The organism is Myxococcus dinghuensis, from assembly GCF_024198235.1.
GTDB lineage: Bacteria > Myxococcota > Myxococcia > Myxococcales > Myxococcaceae > Myxococcus > Myxococcus dinghuensis.
The window spans coordinates 81,867-102,799 of the sequence record NZ_JAKCFB010000017.1 but is presented as its reverse complement, the minus strand read 5'-3'; the positions used below and the strand labels follow the sequence as shown (position 1 = coordinate 102,799).

General features: G+C 69.6%; 16 protein-coding genes. 5 read left to right on the top strand and 11 right to left on the bottom strand.

All coding sequences use genetic code 11. The annotated features are described in order from the left end of the window. Positions 1–156: 156 nt before the first annotated feature. Both LZ198_RS22505 and LZ198_RS22500 read right to left on the bottom strand, forming a co-directional pair. Positions 157–1,008 carry a 2OG-Fe(II) oxygenase gene (locus tag LZ198_RS22505; RefSeq protein WP_253974084.1) on the bottom strand — a complete coding sequence of 284 codons (852 nt, stop codon included), beginning with the start codon at positions 1,006–1,008 and terminating at the stop codon, positions 157–159. Next, positions 996–1,922 (bottom strand): hypothetical protein, encoded by a 927-nt coding sequence (locus LZ198_RS22500; RefSeq protein WP_253974083.1) that lies wholly within the window; start codon positions 1,920–1,922, stop codon positions 996–998. Before LZ198_RS22500 ends, LZ198_RS22505 begins: the two co-directional genes overlap by 13 nt. Before the next feature lie 197 nt (positions 1,923–2,119). On the opposite strand from LZ198_RS22500, the gene LZ198_RS22495 reads away from it, so the two are divergent. After that, positions 2,120–2,392, top strand: a complete 273-nt coding sequence (locus LZ198_RS22495) for a DUF5132 domain-containing protein (RefSeq protein ID WP_253974082.1) — start codon at positions 2,120–2,122, stop codon at positions 2,390–2,392. Between the two features lie 15 nt (positions 2,393–2,407). On the opposite strand, the gene LZ198_RS22490 is transcribed toward LZ198_RS22495, so the two are convergent. The 4 genes from LZ198_RS22490 to carB all read right to left on the bottom strand — a co-directional run bounded on the left by LZ198_RS22490 (position 2,408) and on the right by carB (position 10,642). Further along, positions 2,408–4,063: a serine hydrolase domain-containing protein gene (locus LZ198_RS22490; protein WP_253974081.1), complete on the bottom strand. Its 1,656-nt coding sequence runs from the start codon at positions 4,061–4,063 to the stop codon at positions 2,408–2,410. Continuing rightward, complete coding sequence (locus LZ198_RS22485; protein ID WP_253974080.1) at positions 4,056–6,062, bottom strand: ABC transporter ATP-binding protein; 2,007 nt, start codon at positions 6,060–6,062, stop codon at positions 4,056–4,058. The genes LZ198_RS22490 and LZ198_RS22485 overlap by 8 nt, the downstream gene beginning before the upstream one ends. Positions 6,063–6,444: 382 nt before the next feature. Next, a complete protein-coding gene (locus LZ198_RS22480) occupies positions 6,445–7,251 on the bottom strand; it encodes an SDR family NAD(P)-dependent oxidoreductase (RefSeq protein WP_253974079.1) in 807 nt (268 codons plus the stop codon). A 136-nt stretch (positions 7,252–7,387) separates the two neighbouring features. After that, the gene (gene carB / locus LZ198_RS22475) at positions 7,388–10,642 is read right to left on the bottom strand and encodes a carbamoyl-phosphate synthase large subunit (RefSeq protein ID WP_253974078.1); all 3,255 of its coding nucleotides are present in this window, start codon (positions 10,640–10,642) and stop codon (positions 7,388–7,390) included. A gap of 151 nt (positions 10,643–10,793) precedes the next feature. Between carB and LZ198_RS22470 the strand changes: the two genes are divergently transcribed. Further along, on the top strand, positions 10,794–11,525 hold the full coding sequence (locus tag LZ198_RS22470) for a hypothetical protein (RefSeq protein ID WP_253974077.1): 732 nt from the start codon (positions 10,794–10,796) through the stop codon (positions 11,523–11,525). A 49-nt stretch (positions 11,526–11,574) separates the two neighbouring features. On the opposite strand, the gene LZ198_RS22465 is transcribed toward LZ198_RS22470, so the two are convergent. From LZ198_RS22465 to LZ198_RS22445, 5 genes are all read right to left on the bottom strand, one after another. Further along, the gene (locus LZ198_RS22465) at positions 11,575–12,765 is read right to left on the bottom strand and encodes a pyridoxal phosphate-dependent aminotransferase (RefSeq protein ID WP_253974076.1); all 1,191 of its coding nucleotides are present in this window, start codon (positions 12,763–12,765) and stop codon (positions 11,575–11,577) included. Between the two features lie 50 nt (positions 12,766–12,815). Then, a complete protein-coding gene (gene coaD / locus LZ198_RS22460; protein ID WP_253974075.1) occupies positions 12,816–13,298 on the bottom strand; it encodes a pantetheine-phosphate adenylyltransferase in 483 nt (160 codons plus the stop codon). 53 nt (positions 13,299–13,351) lie between these two features. Continuing rightward, the gene (rsmD, locus tag LZ198_RS22455) at positions 13,352–13,909 is read right to left on the bottom strand and encodes a 16S rRNA (guanine(966)-N(2))-methyltransferase RsmD (protein WP_253974074.1); all 558 of its coding nucleotides are present in this window, start codon (positions 13,907–13,909) and stop codon (positions 13,352–13,354) included. 26 nt (positions 13,910–13,935) lie between these two features. Continuing rightward, a complete protein-coding gene (locus LZ198_RS22450) occupies positions 13,936–14,973 on the bottom strand; it encodes a hypothetical protein (RefSeq protein ID WP_253974073.1) in 1,038 nt (345 codons plus the stop codon). Positions 14,974–15,085: 112 nt separating this feature from the next. Then, on the bottom strand, positions 15,086–16,084 hold the full coding sequence (locus tag LZ198_RS22445) for a cation diffusion facilitator family transporter (RefSeq protein ID WP_323382849.1): 999 nt from the start codon (positions 16,082–16,084) through the stop codon (positions 15,086–15,088). A 107-nt stretch (positions 16,085–16,191) separates the two neighbouring features. Between LZ198_RS22445 and LZ198_RS22440 the strand changes: the two genes are divergently transcribed. From LZ198_RS22440 to typA, 3 genes are all read left to right on the top strand, one after another. After that, a complete protein-coding gene (locus tag LZ198_RS22440) occupies positions 16,192–17,775 on the top strand; it encodes a sigma 54-interacting transcriptional regulator (protein ID WP_253974071.1) in 1,584 nt (527 codons plus the stop codon). Further along, positions 17,772–18,713: an alpha/beta fold hydrolase gene (locus LZ198_RS22435; RefSeq protein ID WP_253974070.1), complete on the top strand. Its 942-nt coding sequence runs from the start codon at positions 17,772–17,774 to the stop codon at positions 18,711–18,713. Before LZ198_RS22440 ends, LZ198_RS22435 begins: the two co-directional genes overlap by 4 nt. Before the next feature lie 207 nt (positions 18,714–18,920). Beyond that, the gene (gene typA, locus LZ198_RS22430; RefSeq protein ID WP_253974069.1) at positions 18,921–20,768 is read left to right on the top strand and encodes a translational GTPase TypA; all 1,848 of its coding nucleotides are present in this window, start codon (positions 18,921–18,923) and stop codon (positions 20,766–20,768) included. Positions 20,769–20,933: the final 165 nt, after the last annotated feature.

Sequence of the window (20,933 nt, the reverse complement as noted above, 5' to 3'; positions counted from 1 at the left end):
TCACACAACTCGGGAGGAGTTCCTGCCTGCCCTCGGGTCGGACGTCCGCGACGAAACTGAACAGCACAACTCACTCGTTCCGTGTATGCCTGCTCAACCTCGTGAGTCATTCCCTTTCCGCATTCACACACACCGCCAGAGGCAGTCGCGACGCCCTCAGCTCCAGTAGTAGAGCGCCCGGCCCTCATTCGCCCGGGCCAGGAACCCACCGATGGTATAGCGCGGACGATTTCCTTCCGTCGGAGCGACGCGGTGGTAGATGCGCCCGCCCGCGAAGAGGATGAGGTCCCCGGGCCCAGGCTTGAGGGCGAGCGACTCGCAGCCTTCGACCATGGACGCGTCCTTGCTCACGACGTACTGGGTCTCCACGTCGTCCGAGTCCGACCAGCGGCGCGAATAGACAACCAGCTCGCCACCACTACCCGGTGCGTTGAGCGTCAGGAAGAAGCTGAGCTGGTCGTTCACGTCACAGACCGTCTTCAGGTGCGTGTAGGAGGGATGGTGACTGAGGTTGTTGTCACAATGGAGGTCGATGGCGGCGCCCGCGGGGAGGATCCGGATGGTGGCGGGCATGTACCCCTGCCCATCCGGATTGCGCGGGAGTTCGACCGGGCGGCCCCCCCCGAGCACCTCGAAGATGGACTTCAGACGCGCCTCATAGTCGGCGCCATCCAGGAAGAGCTCCCGGCAATGGGAGCGAAAGCCCTCCGCCACGCGGAAGTACTCCGACAGGTCACGGGGGGCGGCCACCAGGGTGATGCCATACAGGTGTTTCCCCTGGCGGGCCCTGAGGGGGTCGGCCACCCGAGGAAAGACATGGAACGGCGGCTCGTGTCGCTCGATGCGTGCGCTGATCTCCCGCATGTACTCCTCGGGATAGACCCGTCGAATCACCACGCCATCGAGGGTCCGCGCCGTGAACGCGTCCAGGCAGTCCTCCAGGGCGTCGAGCTGCGTGAAGTCGACGGAGCGGAACTTGAACCAATCTGCTCGGGCTACCGGTTCCATGGCGGGCTCACCTCGTACTCCGCGGTGGTATACGCTTTGGCCTGAAGGCTCAGGTCCAACTGGCTCACGACCTTCACGTGGTGGAACATGCGCTCCACCCGCACCACGCTCCCATCGGACAGACCCACGGTGTCGGTGCCGGGCCACACGGCGAGCGCGTCGCGGATGCCTGGCGTGCACAGCGACTCCTCGACGGTGAGGTCGAGCAGGGGCCTGCAGTCCCCTCCCCGTCCTCGATACATCGCGTCCTCGTCTACGTAGATCTCCATCCCCACCTGGGGTTGCACACCGTCGGGGTGGACATCGACGTGCAGCGCGATCTCCGAGTGGAAACGCAGGAACCGCGCCATCCGCTGGTGCAGCTTCGCCGGCGAGCCCGGCCAGCCGATCCGCTCCAGGTAGGAGAACGCCTCGTCCGGCCGCAGTATCAGGATGAGGCGCAGGGCCTCCGTGGGCCGCGAGTAGAGGACGCCGACCGTGCGGTAGCGGCAGGTCGCGGGAATGGCATCCCAGCAGCGGCGCAGGTTCGCCAACTCCGGAGAGGCAAAGGACCGGGGCTGGAGCAGCTCCAGCGCGGGCCCCGGGGAGACATGGGGTTCGACGGTGAAGAAGATCAGCGGCGTGGGAACCCCCGTCGGCCGGCCGCGGACGTCGAACTCGAGCCAGACGGAGCAGACCTCGTGCAGGGGAGAGGTCTCGTCCACCCAGCCTCGGGCGAAGTCGCGAATCCGCTTCCAGGACTCCTGGTCATGGAACGTGGCGGGAAGGCCCGCGTGGGTCCCCGCCAGCACGTCTCGCCGCCCCTTCGCCGAAAGCCAGAGGAAGAAATCGACCGGGTGCTCCCCCCCGCGCATGGGGCGCTCGAACATGTGGCTCAACGAGAGGAGGGTGGGCAGCGTCTCCGCCGTCTCCATGAGTTCCTGGAGACTCCGCCGTGAGTAGAACGGCGGTCTGCACGAGGATTCCAGGAGCCTCACGGCGTCCGCCGAAGTCTCCAGACCGGGTGTCGCGACTGATATTGCATTGGATGACATTGTCTTCCCCCATGACACTTCACACCGCGAAGCCCATTGCTTGACCCTTCATGAAAGGGTCACGTAGAACCTGTCATATGAATCGTCCATTCATTGCCCTCACCTCGTTCGCCCTGGGTGCCATCGTGGGCGCCCAGCTCGACCGCGAGGAGCTGCGCAAGAAGCTCCGGCCCCTGGCGGAGAGCGCCCTGAAGAATGGCAAGGCGGTGGGGGCCGAGCTTCGACGGCAGGCGGCCCGGTTCGTCGAGGATCTCGAAGACCTGGTCGCGGAGATGATGGCCGAACAGGAGACTGCAAGCGCCCCCCCCGGAGAGGACGCCTCCGGCCCGGACTCCCCGTCCTCCGCCTGATGGACCCGTGGCGGCTCATGCGCGAGCGAAGTGGATGTTCCAGGCCCGCTCGGCGCTCACGAGCAGGCCGCTGACCTGGCCACGTGAATCCCGGACGAAGCGCAGGTGGAGCCCATCCCCGCTGCGAGTCGAGCCATCGTCCTCCGAGGTGAACTGGACGCGGGCCTCCGCGAACTTCTCCCGCCGCAGGACGAGGGCCTCACCCGAGACAGCGAAGGTGTAGTGAACCCCCAGCTCCTCGCTCCGGTAGGTGCCGGCGTACTCGGCCAGCGACTCGGGCCCCCGGGGCGGCACCTCGACGCGCTCACAGAGCGCGGTGGTCTGCCCCGCGTGGGTCACCTTCATCCGAGCGGGAGCATCCCCTTGCGCGGGCGTGAACTGGCATTGCGCATCCACCTCCGGAAACCGCCAGCAGCCGGGGCCGGCCGGCAGCAGCTCATACGTTCCACCGGTGCTCGGCACGAGGAAGAGCTTTCCTCCCCGGGCCTCGAGCCCGAGCGTCGTCCCGCTCCAGGTGTCCCGGTAGAGGCCGGTCAGGGCCTCGAACGTGTCCGAGGCGGCGTCGGTGGCGCCCGCGGCCCGGCCCGCCCATGAGGGGAGCTGGCGGTCCCCTGCCGACCCTTCCTCGAAGTGGTCCGCCAGGAGGATGTCGGCGATCCGCCGGGTCAGCGGCCCCGGCCGCAGCTCCGCGGCGTTGCAGAAGATGGCGACCGACAGGCGCTGCGCGGGGAAGCGAAGGAAGTAGGACGCGAAGCCCGCGTCGCCCCCCGCGTGCTCCGCGACGGGCAGTCCCCGGTATCGGCCCAGGATGAGGCCGAAGCCGTAGCCGAGCGGTCGCCCGTCGTCGAAGGCCCCCGGTTGCGAGAGCTGCCGGATGAAGTCCACGTCTCCCACGGTCGGAGAGTGGAAGTTGCGCTCCCAGCGGGCGAAGTCCTCGACCGTCGAGAGCAGCCCCGTGGGGCCGATGGTCTCGTAGGCGGGGACGTTGAGCTTCCACGGGCCGCCCGCTTCGCGCGAGTAGGCCAGGGCGCGATTCCGGACGAGCTTCCGGTGGTCGTCCTGGAAGCACGTGTGGTGCATCCCGAGCGGCGCGAAGAGGTGCTCCTCCGCGTGGGCTTGCAGGGAGCGGCCGGTGATGCGCTCGACCGCGATGGCCATCAAGGTGTAGCCGGTGTTGATGTACTGGTACCGGGTGCCGGTCGGGAAGTTCAACGCCTTCTGGCGCGAGGCCAGCCACAGGATGTCGCCCGTCGTCTTGAGGTCCGCGGCGCGCCAGCCCGCCAACCGCAGCAGGTCCCACTGGTCTCTCAGGCCGCTGGTGTGGTGGATGATGTGCCGGAAGGTGATGGGCGGCCCCTCGGGCAGCTCCGGCACGTGACGCCGGATGTCGTCGTCGAGGCAGATGCGCCCCTCTCGCGCCAGGAGCCCCACCACCACGGCGGTGAACTGCTTGGAGAGCGAGGCCACGTGGAACACGGTGGACGGGGTGATGGGGACCGCGCTCTCCAGGTTCGCGGCGCCATATCCCCGCGCGTGGATGAGCTCCCCCTCTCGATAGATGCCCAGCGCCCCCCCGGGGCCCTCCGAGTCACTCCAGGAGCTGAACAGGCTGTCGATCTGCTCTCGCTGCACGGCATCCATCACGGCCTCCCGGTTCGGAAAGTCATTCACCCTGCTGAAGGCTCCACAGGAAGGCGTAGAGCCCACCTCGCGCGAGCAGCGCCTCATGACGCCCCTGCTCCCGGACCCGCCCCTGGTCGAGCACCAGGATCTGGTCCGCATGGCGGATGGTGGAGAGGCGGTGCGCCACGACGATCATGCTCATCCGGGTGGAGGCGTTGCGGACCGACCGCTGGATGGCGGCCTCCGTCTCGTAGTCGAGGTGGGAGGTCGCCTCGTCGAGCGCGAGGATGGGGGCCTTCTTCAGGAGCGCACGCGCGATGGCGATGCGCTGCCGCTGCCCTCCCGACAGCTTCCGGCCACGCTCGCCCACCTGGGCATCCATCCGGTCCGGAAGGGCCTGGACGAACTGCAACGCCCCCGCGTGGTCGAGGGCCTCCGCGACCTCCGCGTCCGACGCGCCCGGCTCGCCGAGGAGCACGTTGTCCTTCACCGTCCCCTCGAACAGGAAGGGCTCCTGCCCCACGATACCGATGGCGGCGCGGAGGTCCTCGAGGTCCAGCGACCGGAGTTCGTGGCCATCCACCTGGAGGCTCCCGGACCGCACGTCGTGGAAGCGCAGCAGCAATTTCAGGAGCGTGCTCTTCCCGGACCCGGTCGGTCCGACGATGGCGAGCGTCTCCCCGGGGCGCAGGTGCAGGGAGACGCCATGGAGGACCGTCGTGGAGGGCTCGTAGCCGAAGGAGACGTCGTCGAAGCGGACCTCGCCGCGAACCCGGGCCTTGGGCAGGCGAACGGGCCCCCCTTGGATGCCCGGACGCGAGGCGAGCATGTCCTGGAGGCGCGCCGCGGAGCTGACCGCGGAGTGATAGCTCCCCAGCGCCCCGCCCACGCCCCCGAGCGCCCCCAGGACCTGCGGGAACAGGTACATCGTCCTCGCGAAGACCTCGCTGGAGAGCAGGCCCTTGCGGGCCTTCCAGCCACCGTAGAGGGTCATCACCACGAACCCGGTGGCGAAGGCGCCCTGCATGAGGTGCGCCTCGAGCGAAGCGGACTCCGCCGCGTCCAGCTCCGCGTCGGCGAGGCGCCGGGCGGACTCCGACAGCCGTCGGACATCCTCTCGCTCCGCGGTGAAGCTCTTGATGTCGACGATGCCGGCGAAGCTGTTCTCCAGGTGCTGGGTGAAGCGATCCACCTCCTCGTTCTGGTGCATCCGGGCAGCGGCCGTCTTCCGGCCCAGCTTGCGCAGGAGCGGCACCATGAAGGGAACGGGCAGACAGGCGACGAGCACGAGCAGCGGTGAGGTCGTGAGCAACAAGGTGCCTGAGACGAGGATGACCAGGGCGTTGTTGACGGCGTCGTCCACGTCCCGCTCCAGGAACGAGGCGAGCCGGGCCGCATCCTTCGTCACGAGGCTCAGGAGCCGCCCCGTTCCCTGCGCGTCCAGGGTGGCCAGGTCTTGCGCCTCGATGGCCGCCAGCAGCCGCGCGCGCAGCGCATGCTCGTGATTGCGCGCGAGCTGCCTCCAGGCCCGCTTGCGCGCGTGCTGGACATACTGGTTCACCCCCGTGAAGAGCATGAGCAAGCCGCTCACGAGCCCGAAGCGCGAGTCCGCCGCTCCTCGCAAGAGCCCGGAGCGCTTCGCGAGGGCGGCGTTCAACGTGGCGACGACGAGCAACCCCTGGGAGATGCTCAACCCGTGACTCACCACGGACAACACGAGCGGCCGCACGAGCCGCGCCCGCTCCGGGAGCAACTCCCTCAGCGCACGGGAGGAAGCAACGCCGGAGTCCACGCCGGCCTCGGCCCCGGGGTTCTTCCTGGAGAGCAGCCGCCGCAACACCTCCCGCAGCAACGTCTCCACCGACTCCACGAGGGTGGTTGGCGAGAAGAAGACCAGGACCCGCCCCGAGACGGCGCTCGCGCGCACCTTGACGACACCGTCGTGAGACAGGAGCGACGTCTCCAGCGCCGCGGCCAGCTCCGGAGCGTCAGCCAGCGCCTCCACCTCCCAGCGCTCGCGTCCGGGGATGCTCGAACACAATCGCATCCGTGAGACCGCGGAGGAGGAAGGACTCGGCATGCGTCGGACTCACGGGGAGAGGGTCCAAAGGCAGCGAAACGAATTGTGTTTGAATCGAGGCTACCTCGGCCTCACCCGTCCCCGATGCGGACCACGACTGGGTTCAGCTAAGAATCGGACGAATCACACCGCTCCGCGCGGCGTCTCGCACCCTCAAACCCACGCACCCACACCACCCAGACATCACCACCCCCCCAGAAATGAGAGGCATTGGGTCAGGCATGGAGTGATGACTCACCAGGTAACGCCCCCGTGGGTCGGACCCGGCGCTGGAGCGCCCACGGACCGCGTGGGCACCCCGGCGCATGCGACATGGCGAGGAAGTGGGGAGGGTCGAGGTCGCCCTGCGCTATTTCGCGGCGGCGCGCATCGTGTCCCAGTAGCTGTGCAGGCCACGGATGTGATTGCCACCATCGACGGAGATGGTCTCCCCGGTAATCCACGCCGCGTCCTCGCCGCAGAGGAAGGACACGACGCCCGCGACGTCCGCCGGCTTGCCGCAGGGCTTGCCCAGCGGCGTCCGCGCCAGGAACTCCCCGCCCATGATCTCGATGAGCCCGACGCTCTCCGCCAGCGGCGTATCGATGACCCCGGGCGCCACCACGTTCACCCGGATGCCATGGCGACCGAGCTCCGCGGCGGCGACCTTCGAGAGGTTCGCCAGGCCCGCCTTGGAGGCGCAGTAGTGTGCCAGGCCGTCCGTCACCGAGAGCTGGTTCAGCGAGGAGATGTTGACCACCACCCCGGGCTTCTGTGCCTGGACCAGCGCCCGCGCGAAGGCCTTCATGAAGAGGAACGGCCCCCTCAGGTTGACGGCCAGCACGTGGTCGAAGTCCGCGTCCGGGAGCTCGAGCATGGGCGCCAGCGTCGCCGTCCCCGCGTTGTTCACCAGGATGCCAGGCAGCCCCAGCTCACGCGTGGCGACGTCCATGGCCCGAGCGACATCCTCCGCCCGGCTCACGTCACCCGCGCAAGGCACGGCCCGGGCGCGCCCCTCGAACAACCGGTTGAGGTCGCTGGCGGCCTCCTCCACCTTCGCCTGCGTCCGTCCAAAGACAAGCACATTGGCCCCGTCCCGCATCAGCCGCTCGGCGATTCCACGGCCAATCCCCTGCCCCGCTCCCGTCACGATGGCGCTGTTCGATATGAGTTTCACGCAGACTCCCTTTCAACTCGCGACTCACGCGAGCCTTGGATTCCACGCAAAGCCTATCGTGGGGGTCCCCGGAAACACCACGGCCCCGCTCCCGGACGGGGAACGGGGCCGCGTGTGAGGAATCAACGGACGGGGGCTACCGGCGCGCCGTGCCCGGCACGGTGCTCTTCATGCCGAGGTAGTCCTGGAGGGGCTTCACCTCCAGGTCCGTGCGCTTGAGCGCCTCCAGCGCGCCCACCGCCATTCGGGCCGCCTGCACCGTCGTGTAATACGGCACCGAGTGCATCAGCGACTCGCGGCGGATGGAGAAGCTGTCGGCGATCTCCTGCTTGCCGAAGGTGGTGTTGATGACCAGGACGATCTCACCGTCGACGATCTTGTCGACGATGTTCGGCCGGCCCTCCTTCACCTTCTGCACCACCTGCGCCTCGATGCCCTTGGTGGACAGGTACTTGTGGGTGCCCGCCGTGACGATGAGCGAGAAGCCCATGTTGCGCAGCCGGCGCGCCAGGTCCACCACCGCGGGCTTGTCGTCGTCCTTGACGGAGATGAACACCTTGCCGGACTTGGGCAGCTTCACGCCCGCGGCGAGCTGGCTCTTGGCGAAGGCGGACGCGTAGTCCTGCGACAGGCCCATCACCTCGCCCGTGGACTTCATCTCCGGGCCGAGGATGACGTCCACGCCCGCGAAGCGCGCGAAGGGGAACACGCTCTCCTTCACCGCCACGTGCCGCATCTCCGGCTCGTGCGTCGCGCCCAGCTCCTGCAGCGTCTTGCCCACCATGCACAGCGCGGCGATCTTCGCCATCGCCACGCCCGTGGCCTTCGAGATGAACGGCACCGTGCGGCTGGCGCGCGGGTTCACCTCCAGGATGTAGATGGTCTTCCCCTGGATGGCGAACTGCACGTTCATCAGGCCCACCACGCCCAGCTCGCGCGCCAGGGCGATGGCCTGGTCCTTCATGCGCTCCACCAGGTCCGGGGACAGCGAGTGCGGGGGCAGCGTCGCGGCCGCGTCACCGGAGTGGACGCCCGCCTCCTGGATGTGCTCCAGCACGCCGCCGATCATCACCTCGCCCGTGCGGTCCGCCACCAGGTCCAGGTCCACCTCGATGGCGTCCTTCAGGAAGCGGTCGATGAGCACCGGGTGCTCGGGCGACGCGCTCACCGCCTCGCGCATGTAGCGCTCCAGGCTCGACTGGTCGTAGACCGTCTCCATCGCCCGGCCGCCCAGCACGTACGAGGGGCGCACCATCACCGGGTAGCCGATGCGCTCGGCCACCTTGAAGGCCTCCGCGTGGCTGCGCGCGACGCCGTTCTCCGGCTGCGTCAGCCCCAGCTTCTCGATGAGCTTGGCGAAGCGCTCGCGATCCTCCGCCCGGTCGATGGCGTCCGGCGACGTGCCGAGGATGGGTAGGCCCGCCTTCTCCAGCGGCACCGACAGCCGCAGCGGCGTCTGGCCGCCGAACTGGACGATGGCGCCCACCGGCTTCTCGCGCTGCGACACCTCCAGCACATCCTCGATGGTCAGCGGCTCGAAGTAGAGGCGGTCGGACGTGTCGTAGTCCGTGGACACCGTCTCCGGGTTGCAGTTGACCATCACCGTCTCGTACCCGGCCTCGCGCAGCGCGAAGGCCGCGTGCACGCACGCGTAGTCGAACTCGATGCCCTGGCCGATGCGGATGGGGCCGCTGCCCAGGATGAGCACCTTCTGGCGGTCCGTGGGGGGCGCCTCGTCCTCCTCCTCGTAGGTGGAGTACAGGTAGGGCGTGTAGGCCTCGAACTCCGCCGCGCACGTGTCCACCCGCTTGAAGACGGGGCGGATGTTGCGCGCGTGCCGGTGCGCCCGGACCTCCTCCTCCGGGTAGCCGAGCAGCTTGCCCAGGTACTTGTCGGAGAAGCCGTGCGACTTGGCCAGGCGCAGGACGTCGTCGGGGATCTGATCCAACCGGCCATACTCCTGGAGGGACTGCGCCTCGCGCACCAGCGCCTCGATGTAGCGCAGGAACCAGGGGTCGATGGCGGACAGCGCGTGCACGTCCTCCACCGTCAGGCCCTCGCGGAAGGCCTGCGCGACGAACCAGGGGCGCTCCGGGCGGGGGATGCGCAGCGCCTCGCGCAGCACCTTCTGCCGCTCCTCCTTCTCCGTGGGCAGCTCCGGCGGCTCCAGGCCCACGCGGCCCAGCTCCATGGAGCGCAGCGCCTTCATGTACGCCTCGCGGAAGGTGCGGCCGATGGCCATCACCTCGCCCACCGAGCGCATGCTCGTGGTCAGCGTGCGGTCCGCGTGCGGGAACTTCTCGAAGTTGAAGCGCGGCACCTTCACCACCACGTAGTCCAGCGTCGGCTCGAAGGAGGCCGGCGTGTCGCGGGTGATGTCGTTGCGCAGCTCGTCCAGCGTGTAGCCCAGCGCCAGCTTCGCGGCGACCTTGGCGATGGGGTAGCCCGTCGCCTTCGAGGCCAGCGCGCTGGAGCGCGACACGCGCGGGTTCATCTCGATGACGACCATGCGGCCGTCCTTCGGGTGGATGCCGAACTGGATGTTGGAGCCGCCGGTGTCGACGCCGATCTCCCGGATGATGGCCAGCGACGCCTGCCGCATCCGCTGGTACTCGCGGTCCGTCAGCGTCTGCGCGGGCGCCACGGTGATGGAGTCACCGGTGTGCACGCCCATGGGGTCCAGGTTCTCGATGGAGCAGACGATGATGACGTTGTCCGCCGAGTCCCGGACCACCTCCAACTCGTACTCCTTCCAGCCCAGCACGCTCTCCTCCACCAGGATGGTGGAGGTGGGGCTGGCCTTCAGGCCCGAGCGGCAGATGGCCTCGAACTCCTCGCGGTTGTAGGCGATGCCGCCGCCGGTGCCGCCGAGCGTGAAGGAGGGCCGGATGATGGCGGGGAAGCCGATCTCCTCCACCAGCGACATGGCCTGCTCGAGCGTCGTCGCGTAGCCGCTCTTGGGCAGCGCCACGCCGATCTTCTGCATGGCCGCCTTGAAGAGCTGGCGATCCTCGGCCTTGTTGATGGCCTCCAGCGACGCGCCGATGAGCCGCACCCCGTACTTCTCGAGGATGCCCTGCTCCGCCAGCGCCTTGGCGAGGTTGAGGGCCGTCTGGCCACCCATCGTCGGAAGGAGCGAGTCCGGGCGTTCGGCGGCGAGGATGCGCTCCGCCGCGTCGACGGTGATCGGCTCGATGTAGGTACGGAATGCGAACTCTGGATCGGTCATCACCGTGGCGGGGTTGCTGTTGAGCAGCACCACCTCCACGCCTTCGTCCCGGAGGGCCTTGATGGCCTGGGTACCGGAGTAGTCGAACTCGACGGCCTGCCCGATGACAATCGGGCCCGAGCCAATCACCAGAACCTTGCGGATATCGGTACGCTTGGGCATCGGGGCGCCCCCATACCAACGTCCGACTCCACATGCACGGATGTTGTAGAGGAGCGTCCTCCCGAGCGGGCCCCCGTGCCGTCGCCGTGACAGCCGGGCGCCCCCCGGCCCCCGCGTCTGCTACGCTCCCCCGTTCCCCGCTGGAGGTCGCATGCGTCGCTGGTCCCTGGCCCTCATCCTCTCCGTCTCAGCCCCCGCCCTGGCCCAGGACCCGGCCTCACCTCCCACCGAGTCCGCCCCGGCGCCCACGCCACCGCCCGCCGACGCGCCCAAGACTGAGGCACCCAAGACCGAGGCACCCAAGGCCGAGGCACCCAAGCCCGCGGCCCCGAAGGCCGAGCAGCCCAAGCCCGTCGCGGCGCCCACGCCGCCCCCGGAGCAGGCACCCAAGCCCGCGGCCCCGCCGCCCCCCTCCAAGCCCGCCACCGCCAGCGTGCCCACCGCCACCCCCACGCCGGCGGAGGCCGCCGCCGCTCCGCCCCCGCCGCTCTCCGCCGCCGAGATTGCGAAGGAGGACATCCGCATCAGCGCCCGCTACCTCTTCCAGTGTCTGCTGTCGGGAGATGTCCGCAACGCGGCGAACGAGCTGTTCTATCCGTTCCAGCTCGAGGAGAAGCGCTACGCCACGCCCGAGGAGCTGGTGGGCTCGTGGGTGAAGCAACTGCGCCTGAAGCGCACGGACCTGGTGAACCTCTACGACATCGAGGTCCTGACGCTGGAGGAGATGGAGAAGAAGTACGGCAAGGCTCCCGCCCGGCTCGCGCTGGACCTGCGCGGCCAGAAGGACCTGTGGGTCGCGGTGGGCAACCTCTCCGGCCACGCGGGCGTCTTCGTCTACCGGCCCTACGGCGGCGAGTACCGCGCCTTCGCCTACACGGACTGACGGCGCGGGGAAGGCCCCCGGCTGGAGGCCGGGGGCGGCGGGCGGGGCATCAGCGCAGCGCCTGGACCAGGTCGTTCAGGCGCCCCAGCCCCTTGCCCAGCACCTCACGCGAGGTGACGAAGCTGAAGCGGATGTAGCCCTCGGCGCCGAACGGATCCCCCGGCACGCCCGCGACGCGGAAGTCGTCCAGGAGGATCTCCGACAGTTGCATGGAGCCGGTGATGGCCTTGCCCTTGTACGAGCGGCCGTAGAGCCCCCGCACGTCCGCGAACGCGTAGAAGGCGCCCTCCGGCATGCGGCAGCGGATGCCGTCCAGCGCGTTGAGGCCGTTGACGAACAGGTCCCTGCGCGCGCGGTACTCCACCACCATGGTGGCGATGGTGTCCGTGGGCCCGTTGAGCGCGGCGAGCGCCGCCTTCTGGGCGATGGAGGACGCGTTGGACGTGGACTGGTCCTGCACCAGCTGCATGCCGTTGATGACCGGGCGCGGGCCGGCGGCGTAGCCCATGCGCCAGCCCGTCATGGAGTACGCCTTGCTCATGCCGTTGACGACCACCAGCCGGGGCACCAGGTCCGGGGCCACGTCGCTGATGCCCAGGCGCTCGCCCGTGTAGAGCAGCTTCTCGTAGATGTCGTCCGTGACGATGAGGCAGTCGTGGCCCCGCACCGCGTCCGCGATGCCCTGGAGCGCGGCACGCGAGTAGACGGCGCCGGTGGGGTTGCCCGGGCTGTTGATGATGACGGCGCGGGTGCGCGGGGTGAGCGCGCGGCGGATGGCGTCCGGGTCCGGCGCGAAGCCGTCCTCCTCGCGCGTGTTGACGATGACGGGCGTGGCCCCCGCCAGCCGCACCATGTCCGGATAGCTCACCCAGAAGGGCGCGAAGACGATGACCTCGTCGCCCTCGTCCAGCACGGCCTGGCAGAAGTTGTAGAGCGCCTGCTTGCCGCCCGCGGTGACGAGCACCTGCTCGGGCGTGAAGCGCAGCCCGTTGTCCTTCTCCAGCTTGCGGCAGATGGCCTCGCGCAGCTCCGGGATGCCCACCGTGGGCGTGTACTTGGTGAAGCCGGCGCGCAGCGCGTCCACCGCCGCCTGCTTCACGTAGTCCGGCGTGTCGAAGTCCGGTTCACCCGCAGCCAGCACCACCACGTCCACGCCCTGGGCCGCGAGGGCCTTGGCGCGGGAGTTGAGAGCAAGCGTCGGAGAGGGCTTGATGGCCTGGAGCCGCCGGGCAAGTTTCATGACCCGATGCGTAGCGCGCCGCGGCAGGCGCGACAAGGGTCACACGCCGCCTACGGCTTGGGAGCGAACCTCTGCTTCAGGCGGTCGTTGACATTCGGGGGAACCAGGCCGGTGACGTCGCCCCCGAAGGAGGCCACCTCCCGGACCAGTTGGGAGGAGATGTAGAAGTAGTCCTCGCCCGTCATCATGAAGACGGTCTCCACCGTCGGCGCCAGCTTGCGGTTCATGTTCGCGAGCTGGAATTCGTACTCGAAGTCCGACACCGCCCGGAGCCCCCGGACGATGACGCTCACGCCCCGGCGCTTCACGTAGTCCACGAGCAGGCCGTGGAAGGCGTCCACCTCCACCCGGGGGTCCTTCACCGCGTCGCGGATGAGGTCGCGCCGCTCGTCCTCGGAGAACAGGGGCGTCTTCTTCGGGTTCACCGCGATGGCCACGATGAGCCTGTCGAACATCTTCAGGCTCCGCTGGATGAGGCTCAGGTGGCCGTTGGTGAGCGGATCGAACGAACCAGGGTAGATGGCGACCGGCATGTGCCCCGAAGTCTCGGCCGGCGTCGGATGCCGGTCAAGCAATGGGCGCCCCCTCAGGGCGCGCGGTAGAAGCTCACCAGGGTGTCCCCGAAGCGACGCTGGTCCTCGCGGGCGAGCCCCACGTGGGTCTCCGGCGCCGCCTCGCGCTTGTCGTGCTCCACCACGAGCATGCCGCCGGGCGCCAGCAGCCCCGCCCCCACCACGCCCTCCAGCACCGTCTCCACCACGCGGGCGGCGTAGGGTGGGTCCGCGAAGACGAGCTCGAAGCGCTCGCCGCGCTTGCCCAGCGCCGGGAGCGCCCGGTCCACCGGCTGCGCCAGGAGCTCCACCTGCGTGGAGAACCCCAGGGCCTGGATGTTCTGGCGGCACAGCGCCTGGGCCTCGCGGTCCTGGTCCACCAGCACCACGCCGCCGGCGCCCCGGGACAGGGCCTCCAGGCCGAGTGCGCCGGTGCCGGCGTAGAGGTCCAGCACCCGCTGGCCGTCGAGGAACTGCCCCAGCACGTTGAAGAGCGTCTCGCGGACGCGGTCCGCGGTGGGACGGATGTGACGGGAGGTGGGCTTGGGGCCGGCCAGGGCCCGCCCCTTGGCGGAGCCAGCGACGATTCGCATGGCGCCCTTCTACACCGCGCGGGCCGTCAGTCGCCTCGATTCGCGGCGAGGAAGCGCATGACGGACTGGGCCCGCCCCACCGCCCCCAGGGCCGCGAGCGCGTCCGTCGTCTCCGCGAAGGACAGCGCCTCCAGCCGCTCGCGCGCGCCCGACTCCAGCGCGGGCAGCCCGTCCTCCATCACGCTCAAGAGCTCCCCGGGGGGCACCCCCGAGGCCGCCGACCTGCGCTCCACGTCCGCGCGCGTGTCCGAGGGCCAGGCGCCCAGGGCGAGTCGCTCGAAGGGCCCCACGCAGTCCACCTTCCGGGCCCCCGCCGCGACGTACGTGGGCAGCATGCGCGGGAAGCCGCCCCGGACGTCCCCCACCGTCACGCAGACCTCGAACTCCGAGGCCAGGTCCACGACCGAGCGCAAGAGCCCCACGTCCGGGTCGCCCTCGCCCAGCTCCCGCTCCCCCACCCGCAGGAAGCGCACCGGCACCTTCCACTGGCGCAGGCCCTCCAGCAGCGTGCGGCAGGCGCCCAGCAGGCCGCCCTGCGCGGGCAGCGGGGGGCTCAGCTCCAGCGACAGCTCGCGCTCCGTCACCGGCGCCGCCAGCGCGTTGACGGCCTCCACCGCCGCGTACGAGTCCAGCCGCGACAGGTCCAGCGACACCAGCGCGAAGCCCGCGTCCACCATGCGGAACAGGCCCTCGCGCAGGGGCGCCAGCGTCTCCTCGTCCGCCCGGGGCACCCGCACGGGCCCCGCCTGGAGGAACAGCGGCCGCGAGTGCTCGGCCTCGGCGGCGGCCGCGTGGACGGCCTCGACGAAGCGCTCGGCCGCGCCCCGGTCCGCCATGGGGTGGGCACATGCGAGCCCCAGCACCGCGTCCTCGGAGCGCGCCGCGCGCAAGAGGCCGGGCAGCGCCGCCTTCGACTGCACGGGCAGGCAGGGCAACGCCGCCGGGGCGCGCTCCAGCGCGCGCAGCAGCTCGCGGGGGTTGAGCAGCGGTACCCGGGAACCGGGGCCGACCCGGGCCACCGTGTTGCCCGGTCGCAATGACAGCACCTTGTCCAGCACGCTCATGGGCCGGCGAGAATCGTCCGCCCACGCGGGCCAGCGCAAGGCGAAGCTGCACGGAGCGTCCGTTGCGCCACGCGCGCCCCTCCCCCGGGGACGGGGTCGCCCGGGCGCCCGCTCAGTGGACCTCGCCCAGGTGGGCGTACGTCTCGCTCTCGATCTGGATGGTGGTGTGGTCGATGCCGAAGCGGTCGAACAGGTCGTGCTTCACCGCCGAGAGGATCTCGTCGTTGTTGCAGACCATGGGGTCGAGCACCACCAGGTGCGCCGACAGCGCGTACACGCCGCTGGAGATGGTCCACACGTGCAGGTCGTGCACCGCCGTCACCCCGGGCACGCGCAGCAGCAGCTCGCGCACCTGCGGCATGTCCACGTGCGACGGCACCGCCTCCATCAACACGTCCACCGCGTCGCGCACCAGCCGCACCGCGCCCACCACGATGACCACGGAGATGACCGCGGAGATGATGGCGTCCACCACGAACCACCCGGTGAGCGCCATGATGCCCGCGCCGATCAACACGCCCACCGACGACAGCGTGTCCCCCAGCACGTGGAGGAACGCGCCGCGCACGTTCATGGAGTGCGTCTGGTGCAGGAAGGCCAGGGCCCCCAGGTTCGCCACCAGGCCCACGCCGGCGACCACCGCCATGGGGCCCAGGACCACCGGCTGTGGCGTCTGGAACCGCTCCCAGGCCTCGTAGAGGATGAAGACGGTGATGCCCAGGAGCAGCACGCCGTTGAGCAGCGCGCTGAGGATCTCCATCCGGTAGTAGCCGTACGTCTTCTTCACGTCCGCCGGCTTCGTCGCGAACCACAGCGCCACCAGGCTCAGCGCCAGCGCGGACACGTCCGTCAACATGTGGCCCGCGTCCGACATCAGGGCCAGGGAGTGGGTGAGCCACCCACCCACCGCCTCCGCCAGGGCGATGGTCGCGGTCAGGACCAACGCGAAAATCAGGCGACGGCGGTCCTTCTGGCGCTCCTCCGCCAACCCGCCCCGGCGGGGAGCGTGGTGGTGGGCGTGCCCATGGCCGTGGTGATGGTCATGGTCGTGGTCGTGCCCATGCTCGTGTCCGTGTCCGCCTCCGCCGCGAGTGTGAGTATGAGTAGTCACGGGAGAGATAGGTGCGGATAGGGCCCGGTCATGAGGTATGAGAAGCGAGAAAACGCGTTTCCGCCGGCCCGGTCTCCCCCCTCCGGTGCTCGGGGCCGGAGGTGTGGATGGACTTCGAGAAGCACCAGAACCTGCACACCATCATCATGCTGAGAGATGTCATCCGCAAGTGGTGGCAGATGGAGCTCGTCTTCGCGGATCGGCTCGGCGTCGTGCACGAGTGGCAGCGCGGGGACATCGCGCCGCCGCCCAACGCCTATTGCCGCATCGCCCTCTTCTCGAAGGAGGGCCTGCGGCGCTGCAGCCAGTCGGTGCGAGTGCTGCACGAGAAGTTCCGGGGCAACAAGAAGCTTCGTCGCTCGCTCTTCCACGACTGCCACCTCAACTTCAGCATCGTGGGCGCGCCGCTCTACGTGGACAACGAGTACGCGGGGTGCCTGTTCGTGGAGGGCTTCGCGCGCCAGGGCCTCCACGACCGGGACGTGGACGTGCTGCGCTCGCGGCTGCGGCAGTTCGCGCCGCCCCTCACGGAGCTGGAGCGGCCCGAGGAGCGCGTCCCGGTGCTGGACGGCGCGGAGCTGGCGAAGCTGTCGGACCTGCTGGAGTTCGCCGCGCAGGAGATCGCCAACCACGAGGCGGAGATCACCCGCCGCGACGAGCAGCCCGCGCCGCCGTCGGCGGAGCTGCTGGAGCGCTACCGGTTCGAGAAGATCATCGGCCGCTCCGGGCCGATGATGGAGGTCTTCCGGTTGATGGAGAAGGTGGCCAACTCCGACTCCACCGTGCTCATCAACGGCGAGTCGGGCACCGGCAAGGAGCTGGTGGCGCGCGCCATCCACCACAACGGCCCGCGCAAGGACAAGCCGTTCGTGGTGCAGAACTGCTCCGCCTTCAACGACAACCTGCTGGAGTCCGCCCTCTTCGGCCACACGCGCGGCGCCTTCACCGGCGCCCTGCGGGACAAGAAGGGCCTGTTCGAGCTCGCCGACGGCGGCACCTTCTTCCTGGACGAGGTGGGCGACATGTCCCCGGCGCTCCAGGTGAAGCTGCTGCGCGTGCTCCAGGAGGGCACGTTCCTGCCGGTGGGCGGCACCCAGGTGCGCGAGGTCAACGTGCGCGTCATCGCCGCCACCCACAAGGACCTGGGCGAGCTGGTCCGGCGCGGCGAGTTCCGCGAGGACCTGTTCTACCGCATCAACGTCATCCGCCTGCAGCTGCCGCCGCTGCGCGACCGCCGCGACGACCTGCCCATCCTCATCGACCACTTCCTGCGCAAGCACCACCGCGAGGACCAGCGGGCCCGGGGCCTGACGCCGGAGGCGCTGGCCATCCTCGGCGCCTACGCCTGGCCGGGCAACATCCGCGAACTGGAGAACGAGATCGAGCGGCTGCTCGTGCTGGGCGGAGACCTGGAGATCCTCCCCGCGGAGCTGCTGTCCAGCCGCATCCGGGACGCGGTGGTGCCCGGCGGCGGCGCCTTCATCCCCCCGCGCGCGAACGGGCGGCTGCACGAGGCGGTGGAGGCGCTGGAGCGGGAGATGATCCACCAGGGCCTGCTGCGGACCCGCAACAACAAGAGCCGGCTGGCGCGGGAGCTGGGCATCAGCCGCTCCAACCTCATCCTCAAGATTTCGCGCTACGGCCTGGACCGGGGCCTGCCGGACGACGACGAGAGCGAGGCGGAGGCATGAGCAGCCCGGAGGCCGTCTACTTCCACCAGGACACCCTACGCGTGCCGGACGGCGCCGACCTGTACTACCAGGTCACCGGCGACGGCGAGCCGGGCATGGTGCTGTGCGACGGCCTGGGCTGCGACGGCTTCGCGTGGAAGTACCTGGCGCCCTACCTGTCCCGGCACCACCGCGTGCTGCGCTGGCACTACCGGGGCCACGGCCGCTCGGGCATCCCCGACGACCGCGCCCGCATCGGGATGCTCTATACCTGCGACGACCTCCAGCGCGTCATGGACGCCGCGGGGCTGGACCAGGCCGTGCTCTTCGGCCACTCCATGGGCGTGCAGGTGGCGCTGGAGTTCCACCGCCGCCACGCGGACCGGGTGCGGGGGCTCGTCCTGCTGTGCGGCAGCTACGGCAACCCGCTCGACACCTTCCACGACTCCACCCTGCTCAAGCGGCTGTTCCCCACCATCCGCCGCGTGGTGGAGCGCTTCCCGGAGCAGTCCGCCCAGCTCATCCACACCGCGCTGCGCACGGAGCTGGCCGTGCAACTGGCCATCTCCCTGGAGATGAACCGCGAGCGCATCGCGCGCAACGACCTGGCCCCCTACTTCGAGCACCTGGCGCGAATGGACCCGGTGGTCTTCGTCAGGACCCTGGACTCGCTGGCCGAGCACACCGCCTTCGACCACCTGCTCCACGTGGACGTCCCCACCCTGGTGGTGGCGGGCGAGCGCGACAAGTTCACCCCCGGCTGGCTGTCCCGGAAGATGGCCGCCCGGATCCCGGACTCGGAGCTGCTCCTCATCCCGGACGGCACCCACACCGCCCCGCTGGAGGCCCCTGGCCTGGTGGAGCTGCGGGTCGAGCGCTTCCTGAGGGAGCGGCTGGGCGTCGCCACCTCCCACGGGACGCCCCCCGCCCGGACGGCCGCGGGGACACCCGGAGCCTGAGTCCTCGTGACCTGGGGGTGACGGAGCGTGACGAAGACCCTTGTCGGGCGGGGTGGGTCCCCCCTCTCGCCCGCATGGAGGGCGTCCGCGCTCATTGCAGGGGACGCACTCACGGCATATAAGCCCCCGCCTTCCGGGTTCCGGTGGGGTTCGGGAGACCTGTCCACGACGGGGCATCCCCCCGCCTTCTCATCTAGTTCGGTTCGTATGATTCCTCGTCAAAACATCCGTAACGTCGCCATCGTCGCCCACGTCGACCATGGCAAGACCACGCTCGTCGATCACCTGCTGCGGCAGGCGGGCACCTTCCGTAGCAACGAGCACGTCGCCGAACGGGTGATGGACTCGAACGACCTCGAGCGCGAGAAGGGCATCACCATTCTCGCGAAGAACACCGCGGTCAACTACAAGGGCATGCAGATCAACATCATCGACACCCCGGGTCACGCCGACTTCGGTGGTGAGGTGGAGCGGGGTCTGCGCCTCGTCGACGGCGTCATCCTGCTGGTGGACGCCGCCGAAGGTCCCCTGCCCCAGACGCGCTTCGTGCTCAGCAAGGCCCTGGCCATGGGCCTGAAGACGGTGCTGGTCATCAACAAGATCGACCGTCAGGACGCGCGCGCCCCCGAGGTGCTCGATCAGGTCTACTCGCTGTACATCGACCTGGGCGCGGACGACAAGCAGCTGGAGATGCCCGTCCTCTACACCATCGCGCGCCAGGGCCAGGCGTCGACGAAGCTGGACGTGCCGGGCAAGACGCTCGAGCCGCTGTACGACGCCATCATCAACCACATCCCGCCGCCGCCCGCCTCCGACGAGACGACGCCGCAGCTGCTCGTCGCCAACCTGGACTACGACGACTACGTCGGCCGGCTGGCGGTGGGGCGCGTGCAGTCCGGCCGCTTCACGCCGAACATGCCCGTGGGCGTGGTGCGCGAGGGCGGCAAGATCGAGCAGGGGAAGATCGTCAAGCTGTACGGCTTCTCCGGCCTGAAGCGCGTGGAGATCCAGGACGCGGGCCCCGGGGAGATCGTCTCCATCGCCGGCATCGAGGACGTGTCCATCGGCGACACGTTCAGCGACCCGGAGAAGCCGCTGGCGCTGCCGCGCATCACCGTGGACGAGCCCACGATGATGATGATCTTCAAGGTCAACGACGGGCCGCTGGCGGGCAAGGAGGGCAAGTTCGTCACCTCCCGCAACCTGCGTGAGCGCCTGTACCGCGAGGCCTACCGCAACGTGGCCGTGCGCGTGGAGGACACGGAGACGCCGGACGCGTTCCGCGTCGTCGGCCGTGGTGAACTGGCGCTGGCGGTCATCATCGAGAACATGCGCCGCGAGGGCTACGAGCTGACCGCCTCCAACCCGGAGCCGATCACCAAGACCATCGACGGCGTGCTGCACGAGCCCATGGAGCTGCTCTTCTGCGACGTGCCGGAGACCAGCGTGGGCGCCGTGACGGAGCGCCTGGGGCCCCGCAAGGGCCGCATGACGGACATGGCGAGCCTGGGCTCGGGCCGCACCCGCCTCCAGTTCCGCATCCCCGCCCGCGGCCTCATCGGCTTCCGCTCGGAGTTCCTCACCATCACCCGCGGTGAGGGCATCATGAGCAGCCAGTTCGACGGCTTCGAGCCGTGGTTCGGCTACATCCCGAAGCGCCAGAACGGCGCCATCGTCTCCGACCGCCTGGGCGACACCGTGCCCTACGCGCTGTTCAGCATCCAGGAGCGCGGCTACCTGTTCGTGGGCGCGGGCATCACCGTCTACGAGGGCATGATCATCGGCGAGCACGCCCACCCCTCCGAGCTCAACGTCAACTGCTGCCGCGAGAAGAAGCTCACCAACATCCGCGCCGCCGGCCGCGACGAGAACGTCATCCTCACCCCGCCGCGCGAGATGGGCCTGGAGAAGGCCCTGGAGTGGATCGCCGACGACGAGCTGGTCGAGGTGACCCCGAAGTCCGTGCGCATGCGCAAGAAGTCCCTGTCCGTGGGCGAGCGCTACCGCGCCGAGCGCGACCGCAAGCGCGAGGAGCGCGCCGCGGACGGCGAGTAGTCCCCCCGCGTCCCTGACGCGAACCAGCACGAGGGCCCGTTCCCACACCCGGGGGCGGGCCCTTCGTGTTTCCGGAGTCAGGTCCACCCCACCCTGGAAGGACTCCTGGGTGCCCCGGGGCGAGTCTCAGGCTGCGAGAATTCTCGCCGGGCGACGCAACTGTTC

What these genes read in the sequence shown, in the direction of transcription:
- LZ198_RS22505 (WP_253974084.1), bottom strand. Translation starts at nt 1,008, where the DNA reads ATGGAACCGGTAGCCCGAGCAGATTGGTTCAAGTTCCGCTCCGTCGAC.
- LZ198_RS22500 (WP_253974083.1), bottom strand. Translation starts at nt 1,922, where the DNA reads ATGGAGACGGCGGAGACGCTGCCCACCCTCCTCTCGTTGAGCCACATG.
- LZ198_RS22495 (WP_253974082.1), top strand. Translation starts at nt 2,120, where the DNA reads ATGAATCGTCCATTCATTGCCCTCACCTCGTTCGCCCTGGGTGCCATC.
- LZ198_RS22485 (WP_253974080.1), bottom strand. Translation starts at nt 6,062, where the DNA reads ATGCGATTGTGTTCGAGCATCCCCGGACGCGAGCGCTGGGAGGTGGAG.
- carB (WP_253974078.1), bottom strand. Translation starts at nt 10,642, where the DNA reads ATGCCCAAGCGTACCGATATCCGCAAGGTTCTGGTGATTGGCTCGGGC.
- LZ198_RS22470 (WP_253974077.1), top strand. Translation starts at nt 10,794, where the DNA reads ATGCGTCGCTGGTCCCTGGCCCTCATCCTCTCCGTCTCAGCCCCCGCC.
- LZ198_RS22465 (WP_253974076.1), bottom strand. Translation starts at nt 12,765, where the DNA reads ATGAAACTTGCCCGGCGGCTCCAGGCCATCAAGCCCTCTCCGACGCTT.
- coaD (WP_253974075.1), bottom strand. Translation starts at nt 13,298, where the DNA reads ATGCCGGTCGCCATCTACCCTGGTTCGTTCGATCCGCTCACCAACGGC.
- rsmD (WP_253974074.1), bottom strand. Translation starts at nt 13,909, where the DNA reads ATGCGAATCGTCGCTGGCTCCGCCAAGGGGCGGGCCCTGGCCGGCCCC.
- LZ198_RS22450 (WP_253974073.1), bottom strand. Translation starts at nt 14,973, where the DNA reads ATGAGCGTGCTGGACAAGGTGCTGTCATTGCGACCGGGCAACACGGTG.
- LZ198_RS22440 (WP_253974071.1), top strand. Translation starts at nt 16,192, where the DNA reads ATGGACTTCGAGAAGCACCAGAACCTGCACACCATCATCATGCTGAGA.
- LZ198_RS22435 (WP_253974070.1), top strand. Translation starts at nt 17,772, where the DNA reads ATGAGCAGCCCGGAGGCCGTCTACTTCCACCAGGACACCCTACGCGTG.
- typA (WP_253974069.1), top strand. Translation starts at nt 18,921, where the DNA reads ATGATTCCTCGTCAAAACATCCGTAACGTCGCCATCGTCGCCCACGTC.